We start from the raw sequence: 13380 nt of genomic DNA on the forward strand, positions 1-13380 counted from the left end.
ACCGACGGTGGTGTGAGCGCTCTCCTCATGGTCACGTCCGGGGGACGTCTCCGGTTCACGGGGTGACCGGCCGTGACGCCATCGGGAGAGGCGTTTGCCGAGGTGGGACACCGCTTTTCGGAACCGGTCGGAGCCGTACGTCCCGAGGTGGTGACGAGTGCGGAGGTCTGTCTCATTTCGCTGGGGCGCGCACGAGAACGGCCCCGGAGCCGAAGCTCCGGGGCCGTTCTCAACCGGTCGGGCGTGGGCGGTCAGGCGCCCTCGGCCGCCAGGTCGTCGTCGTCCATGTCCTTGCCGCCGGCCGGCTTCGGGCCGCCGTTCTTGCGCGTGCGGCGCTGCGGGCGGGGCAGGGCGGTGGGCGGCGGGGGAGGCGTGGGCGAACCGCCGCCGAGGATGAGCTCGGCGAAGGTGGCCATGGCCTCGTCCAGCTGGCCGCCGATGCGCAGTTCCGACTCCTGGTTCGACTTGCGGACCAGGGACTGCAGCGAGTCGGTGTCCGGGCGGGCGCCCACGGTCTCGGCGACCTTCGTGAGGGTCGCGTCGACGGTGCCGCCGAGCTCGGAGATCCGGGCGGCGAAGCCGTCCTCGACCTTGTCCAGGCGGTTGGTCATGGTGTCGAGCTGCGAGGTGACGAGCTCCAGGCGGCGGGCCAGGGACTCGAGGCGGTCGGCGGAGTCGACCTGGTCGCGGGACTGCTCGATCGCCGCGTACAGGGCGGTGCGGGCCTCGTCCAGCTTGCCGTTGACGACGTCGCGGGTGTCGGCGACGGCGGACGCCAGCTCGGCGCGGGTCTCGCTCAGCGACGACGCGAGCGAGTCGCGGGTCTCGGCCAGCGTGCCCTCGAGCGATCCGCGGCTGTCCGCCACGGCACCGGCCAGCGAGTCGCGGGTCTCCGTCAGCGACGACGCCAGCTGGTTGTGGCGGTCGTTGACGGCCGACACGAGCTCGGCGCGGCTCTCGGCGACGGCGGCGGCCAGCTCGGCGCGGGCGGCGGCGAGGGCGTCGCGCTGCTCGTCGGCGCGGCCGTGGATGCCGGAGAACGAGTCGGCGAGGATCTTCTGCAGGGCCTCGCGGGTGCCGTCGAGGTGCTCGTGCACGCCCTCGTCCACCTCGTCGAGACGGCCGCGCAGCGCGGCTTCGAGGGCCTCGATGCGCTCGCGCAGCGGGTTGGTGACGGCGCCGGGGATCGAGTCGACCTTGCCGTCCTGCTTGTCCAGGTGGCCGTCGAGGTCGTCGATGCGCTTGTGGATGGAGGCGAGCTTGTCCTCCAGGCCGTCCATGCGGCCCGCGACACCCTCGAAGCGGCCGGCGACACCGTCGAGACGGCCGTCGAGCTGCGCGAACGGCTTGGCGAGCTTGTCGACCAGTGCGTCGACCGCGCGGCCGATGCCGGCGACGGCGTTGTCCTGTGCCTCCAGCTTGGCGAGGGCCTCGTCGAGGCGCTCAGCGAGAACGCTGACCTCAGTGCGGTCCGGCAGCTCCGACAGGCGCTTGCGAACCGAACCCAGCGACTCCAGAGGTGACATCCGGGCGTGGATCTCGTCCAGCGCGTCGAAGATCTGCTGCTGCTCGCTCTCACGGATCTCCGCGGCGCGCGTGAGCATGTTGCGCATCCGATCGAAGGACATCGTGGAGTTGTTGTTCTCTGTCACGGCTGAGTGCCTTCGTCCAGGGGAGGGGGAGACCACGGGAGCCTATCCGCGTCACGCGGCGCCTCTGTACCACCCCCGAGAAGAATCGGCGGTGCGCGGACGGGCAACTGACCCGATCGGGTCATCCCGTTACTCTGAACGCCGAAGCGCCGGTCGGAAGCGCGCGGCAGCAGCCGATGATGTTCCTACCTTGGGGTGACTCAACCCGTCTGGTGGTTGCAGAAAGTTGCTGATCACGGATCTGCAACGACGTTGATGCAGCAAATGATCATACCGTGGTCATGATCGTTTCGGTCGACGCTGAAGCGGCGTGTCGTCTGGAGTAACGTGTAGCGATGAGCACGCCGCTTACCTTGGAGACCATCCGCAGCGCGCCGAAGGTGCTGCTGCACGACCACCTCGACGGTGGCCTCCGCCCGCAGACGGTGATCGAACTCGCCGACGCCACCGGCTACCAGGGCCTGCCCACCACCGACGCGGGCGTCCTCGGCGGCTGGTTCCGCGACAACGCCAACTCCGGCTCGCTCGTGCGCTACCTCGAGGGCTTCGCCCACACGTGCGGTGTCATGCAGGACGAGGCCTCGCTCGTCCGCGTCGCCGCCGAGGCCGTGGAGGACCTGGCCGCGGACGGCGTCGTCTACGCCGAGATCCGCTACGCCCCCGAGCTGAACACCGAGAAGGGCCTCGCGCTGGAACAGGTCGTCGAGGCCGTCCAGGAGGGCTTCCGCCTCGGTTCCGCACGGGTCGCCGAGACCGGCCGCAAGATCCGCGTCGGCACGCTGCTGTGCGCGATGCGCCAGAACGAGGGCTGGCTGCGCATCGCCGAGCTCGCCGTCCGCTACCGCGACCTGGGCGTCGTCGGCTTCGACATCGCGGGCCCCGAGGCCGGGTTCCCTCCCACCAGGGGCCTCGACACGTTCGAGTACCTGCGCCGGCAGAACGCGCACTTCACCATCCACGCCGGTGAGGCGTTCGGCCTCCCGTCGATCTGGGAGGCCATCCAGCACTGCGGCGCCGAACGCCTCGGCCACGGCGTGCGGATCGTCGACGACATCAAGGTGTCCGGCGATGGCACGGTCCAGCTGGGCCGCCTGGCCGCGTACGTGCGCGACCGCCGCATCCCGCTGGAGATGTGCCCGACGTCGAACCTCCAGACCGGTGCCGCGCCCACCCTCGCGGACCACCCGATCGGCCTGCTCGCGAAGCTGCGGTTCCGCGTCACGGTCAACACCGACAACCGGCTGATGAGCGACTGCTCGCTCTCCAGCGAGTTCGCCGCGCTGGCCGAGACGTTCGGGTACGGCTGGGCCGACCTGCAGTGGTTCACGATCAACGCGATGAAGTCGGCGTTCCTCGGGTTCGACGAGCGGCTCGCGATCATCAACGAGCTGGTCAAGCCGGGGTACGCGGCGCTGACGGCGCAGAACTGACCTGAACGGCGAAGGGCCGCTCACCCCGGGGTGAGCGGCCCTCCGCGTCGACAGCGGTCAGTTGGAGTTGAGCCGGTCCTCGAACTTCGCCTGCAGCTCGCGGAACGAGGCCACCTCGGCGTCGTACGGCGCGGACGGTGCGAGACGCGTCGGGTCGGGCGAGACCACGAACGACACGAGCCAGCCCAGCGACTCCGACGACGCCAGCGCGTCCTTCACGGACTCGTCGCCTGCCCACTCCGCCGCGTCCTCGAACAGCTCGACGGCGAGGTCGAGCTGGTGCGGGTCGAGGGAGTCGGGGCCCTCCTCCATGTCCTCGGCGATGCCGGTCAGCACGTAGACGTTCTCGTCGTCCACGTCGACGTCGAGCTCGCCCGCGGTGGCCTTGACCTTGACGTCGTTCCACGTCTCGACCTCGGCCAGGTCGTGGTCGTCGTTCTCGGCCACGAACCGGCTCAGCGCGCGGGCCGAGGTGAAGGCCTCGATCTTGCCGCGGCGGCCCAGGAACACCGGGTCGTCGCCGAGGTAGCAGCGCAGCGTGTAGAACTCGCCGGCCGAGGTGATGATCTTGATGGGGTCGATGCCGGCGTCGGCCCAGAAGCCCGTCGGAGCGGCCTTCTCCTCGGCGTCCTCGTCAGCCGGGTCCTCGACCTCGGCCGCGGCGGCGGTCTCCGCCTCCAGCGCGGCGAGCTCCTCCTGCGCGACGGAGAGCTCCTTCTCCGGCACGTCCGGGGTGTTCACGACGCTGTCGATCGCGTCGAGCACCTCGTCCCACTTCTCGGAGACGACCTCGGACATCGCGTCCCACAGCTTCGCGCCGTCACGGCCGCTGAACGGCAGCGTGCCCTGCGGCAGCAGCGAGAAGCCCTCGGCCGCGTCGAGCACCTCGTGCACCTTCTCGAGCTCGCACACGTCCGCGAGGGAGCGCACGATCGCGATGACGTCGGCGAGCTCGCCGATCGTCCAGGTGTCCGGGTCCTCGGCGATGAGCTCGGGCACGCCGACGAGGTCGAACTGGTGGTTGTCGTCGGGCGACAGGTCGGCGACGCCCAGCGACGGCACGAGCGGCCACGCGGGGTGGTCGGTCAGGTCGTGCTCCTCGGCGGTGCGCACGAACGCGGCGAGGTGCGCGGCGTCGGGGAAGACGAACAGGTCCTCCTCGTCACCGAGGAACGCCTCCCACTCCTCGCCCTTCTCGCGCCAGCGAGGTGCCCACAGCGTGACGACGTCACCCTGCGTCAGCCCCAGCTCGATGGGGACGATGTCCTGCGCCATCCTGACCTCCCGGTCACGCCTGCCTGATGCCGTGGACGAGGGTAACGGTGCTGATCACCGCAGCCACAAGGGGTTCTCGAAGAAAGCGTCGTCGTCGGCGTCCGCCGGTCGGGGCTCCCGCCGCCCGCGCTCGGGCGTCCCCTGCTCAGCAGGGGCTTTGGGCGGCACGACCGGGTTCCACGTCGACCGGAACGGCGAGTCGCCGGTGATCGACTCGACGTCGATCGCCATCCCGTCGCCGAGGGCCAGCGCCATCCTGTTGAAGCTCGTCTGCAGCGCCGCGTTCGTCGCGAGCCGGACGGTCTCGGTGACGACCTGCCCGACGACCCGGGCACCCTGGGTGAGCAACGCGGGGTGCAGGTGCAGGGCCCTGATCTCGCCCTTCGACGACGCCGTGACCATGCACCGGCCGTTGGGGTGCTCGACGGTGGCGGTGATGGCCTTGAGCTCGCGCTGGAGCTGCTCGACGGCCTGCAGGCGTTCCTCGTTCACGGCCGCCACCCCTGCTCGTCCTCGTCGCGGACGTCCGCGAAGCCCATCGCGGTCAGCTCGCGCGGGTCGACGACGCGTTCCAGCGTCCGGTGCAGGCGGGCGCCGGCGTCGCGCTGGGCCTGCGCGGCGACGCGCATGATCTCGGCGGCGAGGCCGTGCGGGCCCATCCGCAACGACGCGGGGCTCACGGTGATCTCCTGCGGCGGACCGCCGGGCGTCGCGACGACCGTCACGGCGCCGTCCGGTGAGGACGCCCGCCCCGTGACCGGACCGCTGCGCGCGGCGTGCTCCGCCACGGCCTGCTCGACCTCGCGCACCCTGCGCGCGGCGCGCTCGACGTCGTCGTCCACCTGGCCACCCCCTGGTCCGGACAGTGTGCCGCATTCCGGTGTTCCCGGCGGGCTGGTCGTTAGTGTCGGGGTCATGACCGATCCCCGCGAAGTCGTCCTGGCGTTGCTGCGTGCCACCGAGAGCTGCGATCCCGGCGAGGTCGTGCGGCACATGGCCGACGACGTCGTGTGGCAGAACGTGCCGCTGCCGCCCGCCAGGGGGCGCGCCTCGGTGGCCAAGCAGCTGCACGCCATGCACAAGGTCGTCCACGAGGTCGAGGTGCGCGTCCACAACATCGCCGTCAACGGCGACGTCGTGCTCACCGAGCGGACCGACGTGATCGGCCGCGGGGCGTGGCGCGCCGAGTTCTGGGTCTGCGGCACCTTCGTGGTGCGCGACGGGAAGGTCGTGCTGTGGCGTGACTACTACGACAACGCCACCTTCCTGTTCGCGTGCCTGAAGGGCCTGGGCCGGGCGGCCTTGACGACCGCCCGCAGGCTCGGTCAGCCCGTCGGCCGGTAGAAGCCGTAGAACGACATCCCGGAGTTCGACGTCCGGATCGGCTGCACCTGCACCGGGTCGCCGGCCTCGACCATCTGGCCGTTGCCGATGATCATGGCCACGTGGCCGTCCCACACGACGAGGTCGCCGGGCAGCACCTGGCCCGGCGGCACCGACGCACCCATCGCCTGCGACGACGCCGGGCGCGGGATGTCGAAGCCGGCGCCCGCGTAGGCCCACTGCGTGAGGCCGGAGCAGTCGGTGCCCTGGGGCGGGTTCGCGCCGCCCCACACGTACGGGGTGCCCAGTGCCGACAGCGCGTTGCGCACGGCCATCGCGGCGATCTCGTTCGGTGCCTCGGAACTGCTGCCGTCGGGCAGGTTCACGCCGACGCCGTCGCCGGGCTGCGGCGGGATCGCGACGGGGAGATGGGGACCCGATCCGCCGCCACCACCTCCGCCTCCACCGCCACCACCGCCGCCGGAACCACCGCCCCCGCCCCCGCCGCCTGACCCGCCACCGGATCCCGAGCCGGAACCGGATCCCGGGCCGGGGTCGTGCCTGGTGGCCGGGACGTCGGTGGCGCTCGCGGTCATGGTGGAGCCCTCGTCGCCGCCGAGCGGTTCGCCGAGCTTCTCCAGCGCGCCCTTGTCGGGGGTCTGCAGGCCGGTGAGCCGGCCGACGAGCTGGGTCAGCTGGTCGCGCACCTTCTGCAGCTCGGCGGAGGTCTTGCTCTGGTACCCGGAGGCCATCCCGGCGAGCTCGGCCATCGCGTCCAGCACGACGCCGGAGCCGGAGAGCTTCGACGCGGCGACGGCGGCCTCGAGCTTCGGCGTCGCCTTCGCGACGAACTCGTCGATGAGGCCCTGGATCGCCGTGCGCCCGCCCGTCACCGCCGTCACGCCGGACGACGCCACCGTCTTGATGGTGGAAGCGTTGGCGGACAAGGTGTTCGCGGCCGAGGCGAAGGAGGAGACGCGGCCGGTGAAGGCGTTCGCCTTGTCGCCCGACCACGTGTTCAGCACGGCGGTCGAGGCCGAACCGTGCCGCGTGGCCAGGTCGGTCATCGCGGTCTGCGCGCGCCCGAACGCCTCGGCGGCCCGCGTGGCGCCACCGGTGTCGCCGTCGAGCTTCGCGAGGTTCTCCTTCATGGGGGCCAGGAACTGGCCGAGCATGCCCTCGACGCTCATGTCCGCGCCGCCTTGTCGATCGACGCCTTGTGCGCGTCCTCCTGGGCGACGTAGGCGTCCCGCGCCTTGGTGACGGCCGTGCCGAGCCCGGAGAGCCCGGTGGCCGCGGCCTTCAGCGCGTCGAGCTGCGCCTGCGCGGCGGCCTGGAAGGCGGCGTTGAGGCCGACCTCGCCGCCGATCTTGCCGAAGCAGTCGCCGGGCAGCGACGTGGTGCCGTCCAACGTCCCGGTGCCGACCGTGCCCACCTCGCTCGCCAGACCGCTCACCGCCGACGCGTAGCCGGTCAAGGCGTCGAGGTCGGCTCTGAGACCCTGTTCCGCCATCTGAAAGTTCTTCCCCCAGTCGTGGCCTGTTCGCCTTGATCCTGCCCCGATGAGCGGTACCTCGCCCGTCGTTCCGCCAAGATCATGGGTCCGTGGGTGTGATCGAGCACTGGAACCGGATCCTGGCCTGGCTGGCGGAGCACGCTCCCGCCACCCGTGCCGTGCTGCGTCCGAGGTACGACGCGCTGCCGGAGCTTCGGGTTCCGATCGACCTGCAACTGTGGTGGAGCGTCTACGGCGGTACCGAGAAGGGCCTGTACGCCGAGATCCTGCCGCCGTTCTACACGCCGCTGGGCGCCGACCGCGCGTTCGTGATGAGGGACAGCCGCACGAGCAGGGCCGCCGACGCCTCCGAGGCCGGCGCGCCGACGAGCTGGTACCACCCGGAGTGGCTGCCGATCGCGTTCGACGGCACGGGCGACGTCCTGGCCGTGGACCTGCGGCCCGGTGTGCTGCGCGGCTGCGTGGTCGAGTGGGACCAGGAGCGCAACGAGATGGTGAAGCCCGAGTACACCTCGCTCGCGGAGATGTTCGACCAGGTGGCGACGGCCCTGGAGAACCGCGGGTCGGTGGGGCACTGCTTCCCCGAGGTCAACTCGGCGGACGAGCTGCACTGGCGCACGAGCTAGCTGACGCCCGCGAGCGAACGCTGAGGCTGCTCCTGGGGCACGGCCGTCACGCGGGTGTGGACCTTCACCACCGCGAGGGCGCCCAGCCACCCGAGGGCGGTGCCGGTGGTGTTCGTCATCAGGTCGTCCACGTCGAAGATCCGGTTGGCCCACAACAGCTGCGAGCCCTCGACGAGCAGCGAGAGGGCGTACCCGGCGAGCGCTGCCTGGCCGATCGTGCGGCGGCCCCAGAACAGCAGCATCGCCCCGAGCGGCACGAACAGCAGCACGTTCAACGTCATCTGGTCGAACGCGATCCGGCCGTCGCGGAAGGTGTCGGCGACCCACTGGAACGGGACGAGCTGCACGGGCTGGTGCGGCGGGATCGTCTGCACCGGCAGGAACGTCGCCGCGAAAAGCATACTCGCGTAGACGGTGATGGTCGCACCGCGGAATGTCAGCTGACGGAACACCAACTGCGGGAGCAGGAAGACCACCGAGAGGAAAATGCCCCACTGGATGCTCACGAGCTGTGCATTCGTCATGCATACAACGTAAAAAACCGGCCCCCGGCGCACATCGCGCTGAGGGCCAGTCCCGTCCTCGTACTTCCGGCCGAGTACTACTCCGCCGCGTAATCCCGCGGGCTGATGCCGCGTAGTACCGGGCCGCACGCCAGGGCCGCTACCAGCGCGACCACGACTCCGACGCCCACCGGTGCCAGCACCCACGGCGTGACCGGCATTTCGCCGTGGCCCACCACTCCGCGCGCCACGGTGAGCAGTCCGACGCCCACGACAATTCCCGCGCCGCATGCCGCGAGTGTGACGGCGGCCACCGGGAGCATCACTTCGCGGCGCAATGCGCGCCCCAGAACGCGAATCGGTGTTCCGGCCGCGATCAATGCGCCGAAAGTGCGCCTGCGGTCGATCACCGAACCCGCCGCGGCCACCGCCGCGCCGATTCCGCCGAGCACCGCCGCTATCGAGAGACCGATGACGGTGGCCCGTTCCAGGTCGGCCATCAGCGTGTCGCCGTACAGCTCGTCGCTGTTCGCGAGCCGCGCGCCGGGCAGGCCGCCGACCAGGGCGGTGTGCACGGCCTCGCGGTTCTCCGCCGTCGTCGGCACCGCGACCAGCGACACCTCGCCGGCGACGGCGGGCAGCAGCTCCCGGTCGATGACCGCGCTCACCCGGCCGCTGCCCGCGAAGGGCCGCGTCTCGTACCTGGCGGGGAGCGAGGTCTGGGTCTGCGCGGACTCGAACTTGGTGCCCTGCAGGGGCTCTGCGGTGTACACGGCGGGTCCCGGCCGGCAGGCCAGACCGGGCAGCACCGTCGCCACGTCCTCGCAGCGCCCGACGACGACGGCCATGCCGCGCACGTCGTCCCCGACCGTGCCGTCGAGCATCGTGACGATGGGCGCCGAGGTCGCCAGCCGCAACCCGGTGACGTCGTGCTTCACGTCCTCCGCCACGACCGCGTTCTCGCGCCAGGTCGGGTCGCGGAACGGCACCTGGCTCTCCAGGCCCGGCAGCATGGTCAGCGCCATCGAACCGGTGAAGACCGCGATCACCACGCCCGCCGAGCCGCGGAACGCCGCCACCGGGTCGCCGGCGAGCCGTCGTCCGGCCAGCAGCGTCGACGGCCCGCGCCACCGCCCGACGAAGAACCTGCCGACCCACGCCGTCACCACGGGTCCCGCCAGCACCAGCGCGAGCGCCACCGCACCCAGCCCGAGCAGCACCACCGTGAACTGGTTGTCGCCGCGGGCCTGCTGCGCGTACGTCACCCCCAGGAAGAACACGCCGATCGCACCGCCGATCGCCAGCAGCCGCCACGGCCGGACGGTCCGCCTCTGCTCGGCCGCGAGCGGCTGGTTCACCACGCGCCGCAGCCCCAGGATCGCGGCGCCGACGACCAGCACCGGCGCGAGCAGGGCCACCGCCGCCACGACCGCGGGCGTGGGCACGAAGTCACCGGGGAACCACGTCCCGCCCTCCCACGGGATCGTGGCGGTGACATAGCTGAACGGCTTGGCCAGCAGCACGCCTAGCACGCTGCCCACCACCGCGCCGATCGCGGTCTCCACGGCGGTCATCACCACGACCTGGCGCGGACTGGCGCCGGCCAGCCGCAGCGCGGCGAGGCGCCGCTCCCGTTTCGCCGCGGTCAGCCGGGCCGCCGACGCGACCAGCACCAGGCAGGGCACGACCAGCACCACCAGCCCGACGCGGGTGAGCAGGGTGAGCATGCTCCGGTAGTCGTCGGGGTACGGCCCGGTGCCGCCCCGCAGGTCCGGCGCGGGGTAGCCGGCGCGCACCTCCTCGTGGCCGACGATCGCGACCAGCTCTCCCGGGAACTTCAGCGCCTGCGGCCCGATCTCGGCGACCTGCCTGCCGGGGAACCGGTTCCCGAGCTTCTCCGGCGGGGTCGTCCGCACCAGGTCCGCGAGGGCGGGGGACAGCAGCACCTCGCCCGCCTCGGGGAACTTCGCGATGCCGTCGGCCACCGCCACGGCGCCCGGCCGGGTGCGCGCCACGTCGAACCGCTGGATCAACCGGCCGTCGTACGAGTCCCTGGTCACCGCGACGGAGATCGCGCCGTCGCTCTTGGCACCGAACACCTCGCGCCACACCGTGCGGTCGGACCGCGCCTGCAACGCGTTCGGCGCGGCGACGAGCCAGAGCACCAGCGACACGGCGATCATCACGCCGAGCGCGACGAGCACGGTCGCGACCTGGCTGCGCCGGTCCCTGCGCAGCACCGCGAGAGCGATCCTCACGCCGACACCCCTGCCGCGATGCGCCCGTCCTGGATCTCGACGACGCGCAGCGCCCGGTCCGCGATCGCCTTGTCGTGCGTGACGATCACGACGGCCGCCCCGGTCTCCTCGGCGGCCTGCAGGAGCGCGGTCATCATCTCCTGGCCGGTGCGCGTGTCGAGGGCGCCGGTCGGTTCGTCGGCGAAGACGACCCGCGGCTTGTGCGCGAGGGCCCGCGCGATCGCGACCCGTTGCGCCTGGCCGCCGGACAGCTCGCCGGGCCGCCGCTTCTCCAGACCCTGCAGGCCGAGGCGGGCGAGCCACGACCGCGCCGCGCCGAGCGACTCCTCGCGCGCACCGCCGCCCAGCAGCATCGGCAGCGCCGCGTTCTCCTCGGCCGTCAGCTCGGCCACGAGCATGCCCGACTGGAAGACGAACCCGAACGCCGTGCGCCGCAACGCGCTGCGGCCCGTCTCGTTCAGCTCGCCGATCGCGCGCCCGTCGAGGAACACCTCGCCGCCGTCGGCGCGCAGGATGCCGGACAGCACGTGCAGCAGGGTCGTCTTGCCGGAGCCCGAGGGCCCCACGACCGCCAGCACGTCACCGGCGGAGATGTCGATGTCCACCCCGGCGAGCGCGTGCACGTCGCCGTAGGTCTTGACCAGGCCACGAGCGGCCAGAACGGAATTCATGACACTGAAGGTGCCGTGCGCGGGCGGCGAAAACCTCAGCCTTGACGACACACCGGATCAGCCGGATGACCGAGGCCGGAGAGGTGGCGGGGTCCTACCGTTGTCCCCCGTGGACAGTCATCGGGGCCAATGGCCGATCGCCGGTGTGCTCGCGCTGCTCATGCTGGGCGAGCTCATCTTGATGAACGGGCCGCGCGGCGGCGAGGCGCTCGTGTGGCTGCTCGGCGTGCCGTTGTGCATCGTCGCCGTCACGTCGTTCAAGTCGCGCGACTTCGTCGTCCCGGTGGCCGTGGCGTCGGTGCTGGCGTCGTCGGTCGCGATGCGGTTCTTCGACGTCGACCTGCCCACCATCCTGAGCCCGCTGACGATCGCGGAGACCGCCGCGTGCCTCGTCATCACGGCCGTGGTGGTGCGGGAGGAGACGCGGCGCGCGGCCACGTGGTCGGTCGGCTCGCTGATGGCGGTGAGCTTCTTCGCCGCGATCGTCCGGGACAACTGGCTGTTCAACGGCAACTACAACGAGATGTTCGGCGCGCTGGTCCTGGGTTTCGCCGCCGTCGGCACCGGCCTGTACTTCCGCGCCCGCGACACCGAGAGCGGCCGCCTGCTCGCCGCCGCCGTCACCGACGCGCAGAAGGAAGAACGCATCGCGCTGGCCCGCGAGCTGCACGACGTCGTCGCCCACCACGTGACGGGCATGCTCGTGCAGGCGCAGGCCGCGCTGGAGGTCTCCGACGACGACCCGCAGGCCGCCCACCGACTGCTGCCGGGCATCGTCCGCTCGGGCACCGAGGCGCTCGGCGCGATGCGGCGCCTCGTCGGCACCCTGCGCCAGGGCGAGCACGACGTCGCCACGACCGACCTCGCCGCCGACGTCATCTCCGCCGTCGAACGCACCCGCGAGCTCGGCATCGAGACCCGGCTGCGCATCGACCTGCCCGACGACGTGCCGCCGGAGCTCGGCCGCTCGGTGTTGCGCCTGGTCCAGGAGTCGCTGACCAACGTGCACAAACACGCGCAGGGTCCCACCATGATCGACGTGGAGATCTCGCGGACCGGCCGCGGCGCGCTGCGGGTGGTCGTCGCGGACGACGGCCGGCCCGGCGAGCTGAACCAGGGCGGCTACGGTCTCGTGGGAATGCGCGAGCGGGTCGACCTGCTCGGTGGCCTGTTCTCCGCGGGCCCGCGCGAGAACGGCTGGCAGGTGCTCGCCGAGCTACCCCTGGAAGGGAAGAAGTGATCTCGGTCCTCATCGCCGACGACCAGGAGATGGTCCGCGTCGGCTTCCGGATGATCCTCGAGAAGCAGCCCGACATCACCGTCGTGGCCGACGTGGCGGACGGCATCTCCGCCGTCTCCGCCGCCCGCGAGCTCAAGCCGGACGTGGCCCTGCTCGACATCCGCATGCCGGGCCTCGACGGGCTGGAGGTCACCAAGAAGCTGTCCGGCTCCACCAAGGTCGTCGTGGTGACCACGTTCGACCTCGACGAGTACGTGCACACGGCGCTGGAGAACGGCGCGTCCGGGTTCCTGACGAAGGACGCCGGTCCGGCGCTGCTCGTCGAGGCCGTGCGGGCGGCGGCGCAGGGCAACGCGCTGATCTCGCCGCAGGTGACCGTGCGGATGCTGGAGCACTTCTCGCGCCCGGCGCGGCGGCCTGATCTCGGGTTGCTGACGGCTCGGGAGCAGGACGTGGTGCGGGAGGTCGCTCGGGGGCTCACCAACCAGGAGATCGCTTCGGCGTTGTTCCTGTCGTTGTCGACTGTGAAGACGCACATCGCGTCTGTGCAGACGAAGTTGAACGTTCGGAACCGGGTTGGGATCGCTTCTTGGGCTTGGCGGGCCGGGTTGGTGAACTCGTGACGTTCGAGATCGAGTTTGTGCGTGCGATTGTGGGCGGGTTTCTGTTTACTGCTCGGGGCTCCGCCCCGGACCCCGCCAGCTGATCAAAGACCGGCCAGCGCCGTGGGCGGGTTGATGGCACGCCTGTTTCGTTGGGCGGCTGTGCGTTGCGTAGGTGGTGCGGTTCGGGTGGGGGGTCCCGTCCCGAACCGGGCAGAGCGAGCCACACCAGGTCAGGGGTGTCAAACCGCCGAAAAGCGTGGCGGTTTGACACCCCTGACCTG

Annotated in this window: 14 protein-coding genes; 5 read left to right on the forward strand and 9 right to left on the reverse strand. The window is 71.4% G+C overall.

Features of this window, described 5'->3' with window-relative positions:
• Positions 1–251: 251 nt before the first annotated feature.
• Positions 252–1628 (reverse strand): hypothetical protein, encoded by a 1377-nt coding sequence (locus VF330_RS23710; RefSeq protein ID WP_330853860.1) that lies wholly within the window; start codon positions 1626–1628, stop codon positions 252–254.
• A 359-nt stretch (positions 1629–1987) separates the two neighbouring features.
• On the opposite strand from VF330_RS23710, the gene VF330_RS23715 reads away from it, so the two are divergent.
• On the forward strand, positions 1988–3082 hold the full coding sequence (locus VF330_RS23715; protein ID WP_330853861.1) for an adenosine deaminase: 1095 nt from the start codon (positions 1988–1990) through the stop codon (positions 3080–3082).
• Positions 3083–3139: 57 nt separating this feature from the next.
• Here the strand turns inward: VF330_RS23715 and VF330_RS23720 are convergent, their stop codons facing one another.
• From VF330_RS23720 to VF330_RS23730, 3 genes are read right to left on the reverse strand one after another with little or no spacing between them, the layout of a single operon-like run.
• On the reverse strand, positions 3140–4357 hold the full coding sequence (locus VF330_RS23720) for a primosomal protein (protein ID WP_330853862.1): 1218 nt from the start codon (positions 4355–4357) through the stop codon (positions 3140–3142).
• Between the two features lie 54 nt (positions 4358–4411).
• A complete protein-coding gene (locus VF330_RS23725) occupies positions 4412–4849 on the reverse strand; it encodes a YbaB/EbfC family nucleoid-associated protein (RefSeq protein ID WP_330853863.1) in 438 nt (145 codons plus the stop codon).
• Positions 4846–5199: a hypothetical protein gene (locus VF330_RS23730; RefSeq protein ID WP_330853864.1), complete on the reverse strand. Its 354-nt coding sequence runs from the start codon at positions 5197–5199 to the stop codon at positions 4846–4848. The genes VF330_RS23725 and VF330_RS23730 overlap by 4 nt, the downstream gene beginning before the upstream one ends.
• A gap of 73 nt (positions 5200–5272) precedes the next feature.
• Between VF330_RS23730 and VF330_RS23735 the strand changes: the two genes are divergently transcribed.
• Positions 5273–5701 (forward strand): limonene-1,2-epoxide hydrolase family protein, encoded by a 429-nt coding sequence (locus VF330_RS23735; RefSeq protein WP_330853865.1) that lies wholly within the window; start codon positions 5273–5275, stop codon positions 5699–5701.
• Here VF330_RS23735 and VF330_RS23740 read toward each other — a convergent pair.
• Together VF330_RS23740 and VF330_RS23745 are read right to left on the reverse strand one after the other, a co-directional pair.
• A complete protein-coding gene (locus tag VF330_RS23740; RefSeq protein ID WP_330853866.1) occupies positions 5683–6870 on the reverse strand; it encodes a C40 family peptidase in 1188 nt (395 codons plus the stop codon). The genes VF330_RS23735 and VF330_RS23740 overlap by 19 nt on opposite strands.
• Positions 6867–7193 carry a type VII secretion target gene (locus tag VF330_RS23745; protein WP_330853867.1) on the reverse strand — a complete coding sequence of 109 codons (327 nt, stop codon included), beginning with the start codon at positions 7191–7193 and terminating at the stop codon, positions 6867–6869. The genes VF330_RS23740 and VF330_RS23745 overlap by 4 nt, the downstream gene beginning before the upstream one ends.
• A gap of 92 nt (positions 7194–7285) precedes the next feature.
• Here VF330_RS23745 and VF330_RS23750 point away from each other — a divergent pair, with 92 nt between their 5' ends.
• Complete coding sequence (locus VF330_RS23750; RefSeq protein ID WP_330853868.1) at positions 7286–7822, forward strand: SMI1/KNR4 family protein; 537 nt, start codon at positions 7286–7288, stop codon at positions 7820–7822.
• On the opposite strand, the gene VF330_RS23755 is transcribed toward VF330_RS23750, so the two are convergent.
• From VF330_RS23755 to VF330_RS23765, 3 genes are all read right to left on the reverse strand, one after another.
• Positions 7819–8346 carry a VanZ family protein gene (locus tag VF330_RS23755; protein ID WP_330853869.1) on the reverse strand — a complete coding sequence of 176 codons (528 nt, stop codon included), beginning with the start codon at positions 8344–8346 and terminating at the stop codon, positions 7819–7821. The genes VF330_RS23750 and VF330_RS23755 overlap by 4 nt on opposite strands.
• Positions 8347–8423: 77 nt before the next feature.
• Positions 8424–10583 (reverse strand): FtsX-like permease family protein, encoded by a 2160-nt coding sequence (locus tag VF330_RS23760; RefSeq protein WP_330853870.1) that lies wholly within the window; start codon positions 10581–10583, stop codon positions 8424–8426.
• Positions 10580–11254 (reverse strand): ABC transporter ATP-binding protein, encoded by a 675-nt coding sequence (locus VF330_RS23765; RefSeq protein ID WP_330853871.1) that lies wholly within the window; start codon positions 11252–11254, stop codon positions 10580–10582. Before VF330_RS23765 ends, VF330_RS23760 begins: the two co-directional genes overlap by 4 nt.
• Before the next feature lie 109 nt (positions 11255–11363).
• Here VF330_RS23765 and VF330_RS23770 point away from each other — a divergent pair, with 109 nt between their 5' ends.
• A complete protein-coding gene (locus VF330_RS23770; protein WP_330853872.1) occupies positions 11364–12494 on the forward strand; it encodes a sensor histidine kinase in 1131 nt (376 codons plus the stop codon).
• Entirely contained in the window at positions 12491–13117 is a 627-nt protein-coding gene (locus VF330_RS23775) for a response regulator transcription factor (RefSeq protein WP_330853873.1), read from the forward strand. Before VF330_RS23770 ends, VF330_RS23775 begins: the two co-directional genes overlap by 4 nt.
• The last annotated feature ends 263 nt before the right edge of the window (positions 13118–13380 follow it).

The organism is Lentzea sp., from assembly GCF_036380075.1.
Taxonomy (GTDB): Bacteria; Actinomycetota; Actinomycetes; order Mycobacteriales; family Pseudonocardiaceae; genus Lentzea.

What these genes read in the sequence shown, in the direction of transcription:
- VF330_RS23710 (WP_330853860.1), bottom strand. Translation starts at nt 1,628, where the DNA reads ATGTCCTTCGATCGGATGCGCAACATGCTCACGCGCGCCGCGGAGATC.
- VF330_RS23715 (WP_330853861.1), top strand. Translation starts at nt 1,988, where the DNA reads ATGAGCACGCCGCTTACCTTGGAGACCATCCGCAGCGCGCCGAAGGTG.
- VF330_RS23720 (WP_330853862.1), bottom strand. Translation starts at nt 4,357, where the DNA reads ATGGCGCAGGACATCGTCCCCATCGAGCTGGGGCTGACGCAGGGTGAC.
- VF330_RS23735 (WP_330853865.1), top strand. Translation starts at nt 5,273, where the DNA reads ATGACCGATCCCCGCGAAGTCGTCCTGGCGTTGCTGCGTGCCACCGAG.
- VF330_RS23740 (WP_330853866.1), bottom strand. Translation starts at nt 6,870, where the DNA reads ATGAGCGTCGAGGGCATGCTCGGCCAGTTCCTGGCCCCCATGAAGGAG.
- VF330_RS23745 (WP_330853867.1), bottom strand. Translation starts at nt 7,193, where the DNA reads ATGGCGGAACAGGGTCTCAGAGCCGACCTCGACGCCTTGACCGGCTAC.
- VF330_RS23755 (WP_330853869.1), bottom strand. Translation starts at nt 8,346, where the DNA reads ATGACGAATGCACAGCTCGTGAGCATCCAGTGGGGCATTTTCCTCTCG.
- VF330_RS23765 (WP_330853871.1), bottom strand. Translation starts at nt 11,254, where the DNA reads ATGAATTCCGTTCTGGCCGCTCGTGGCCTGGTCAAGACCTACGGCGAC.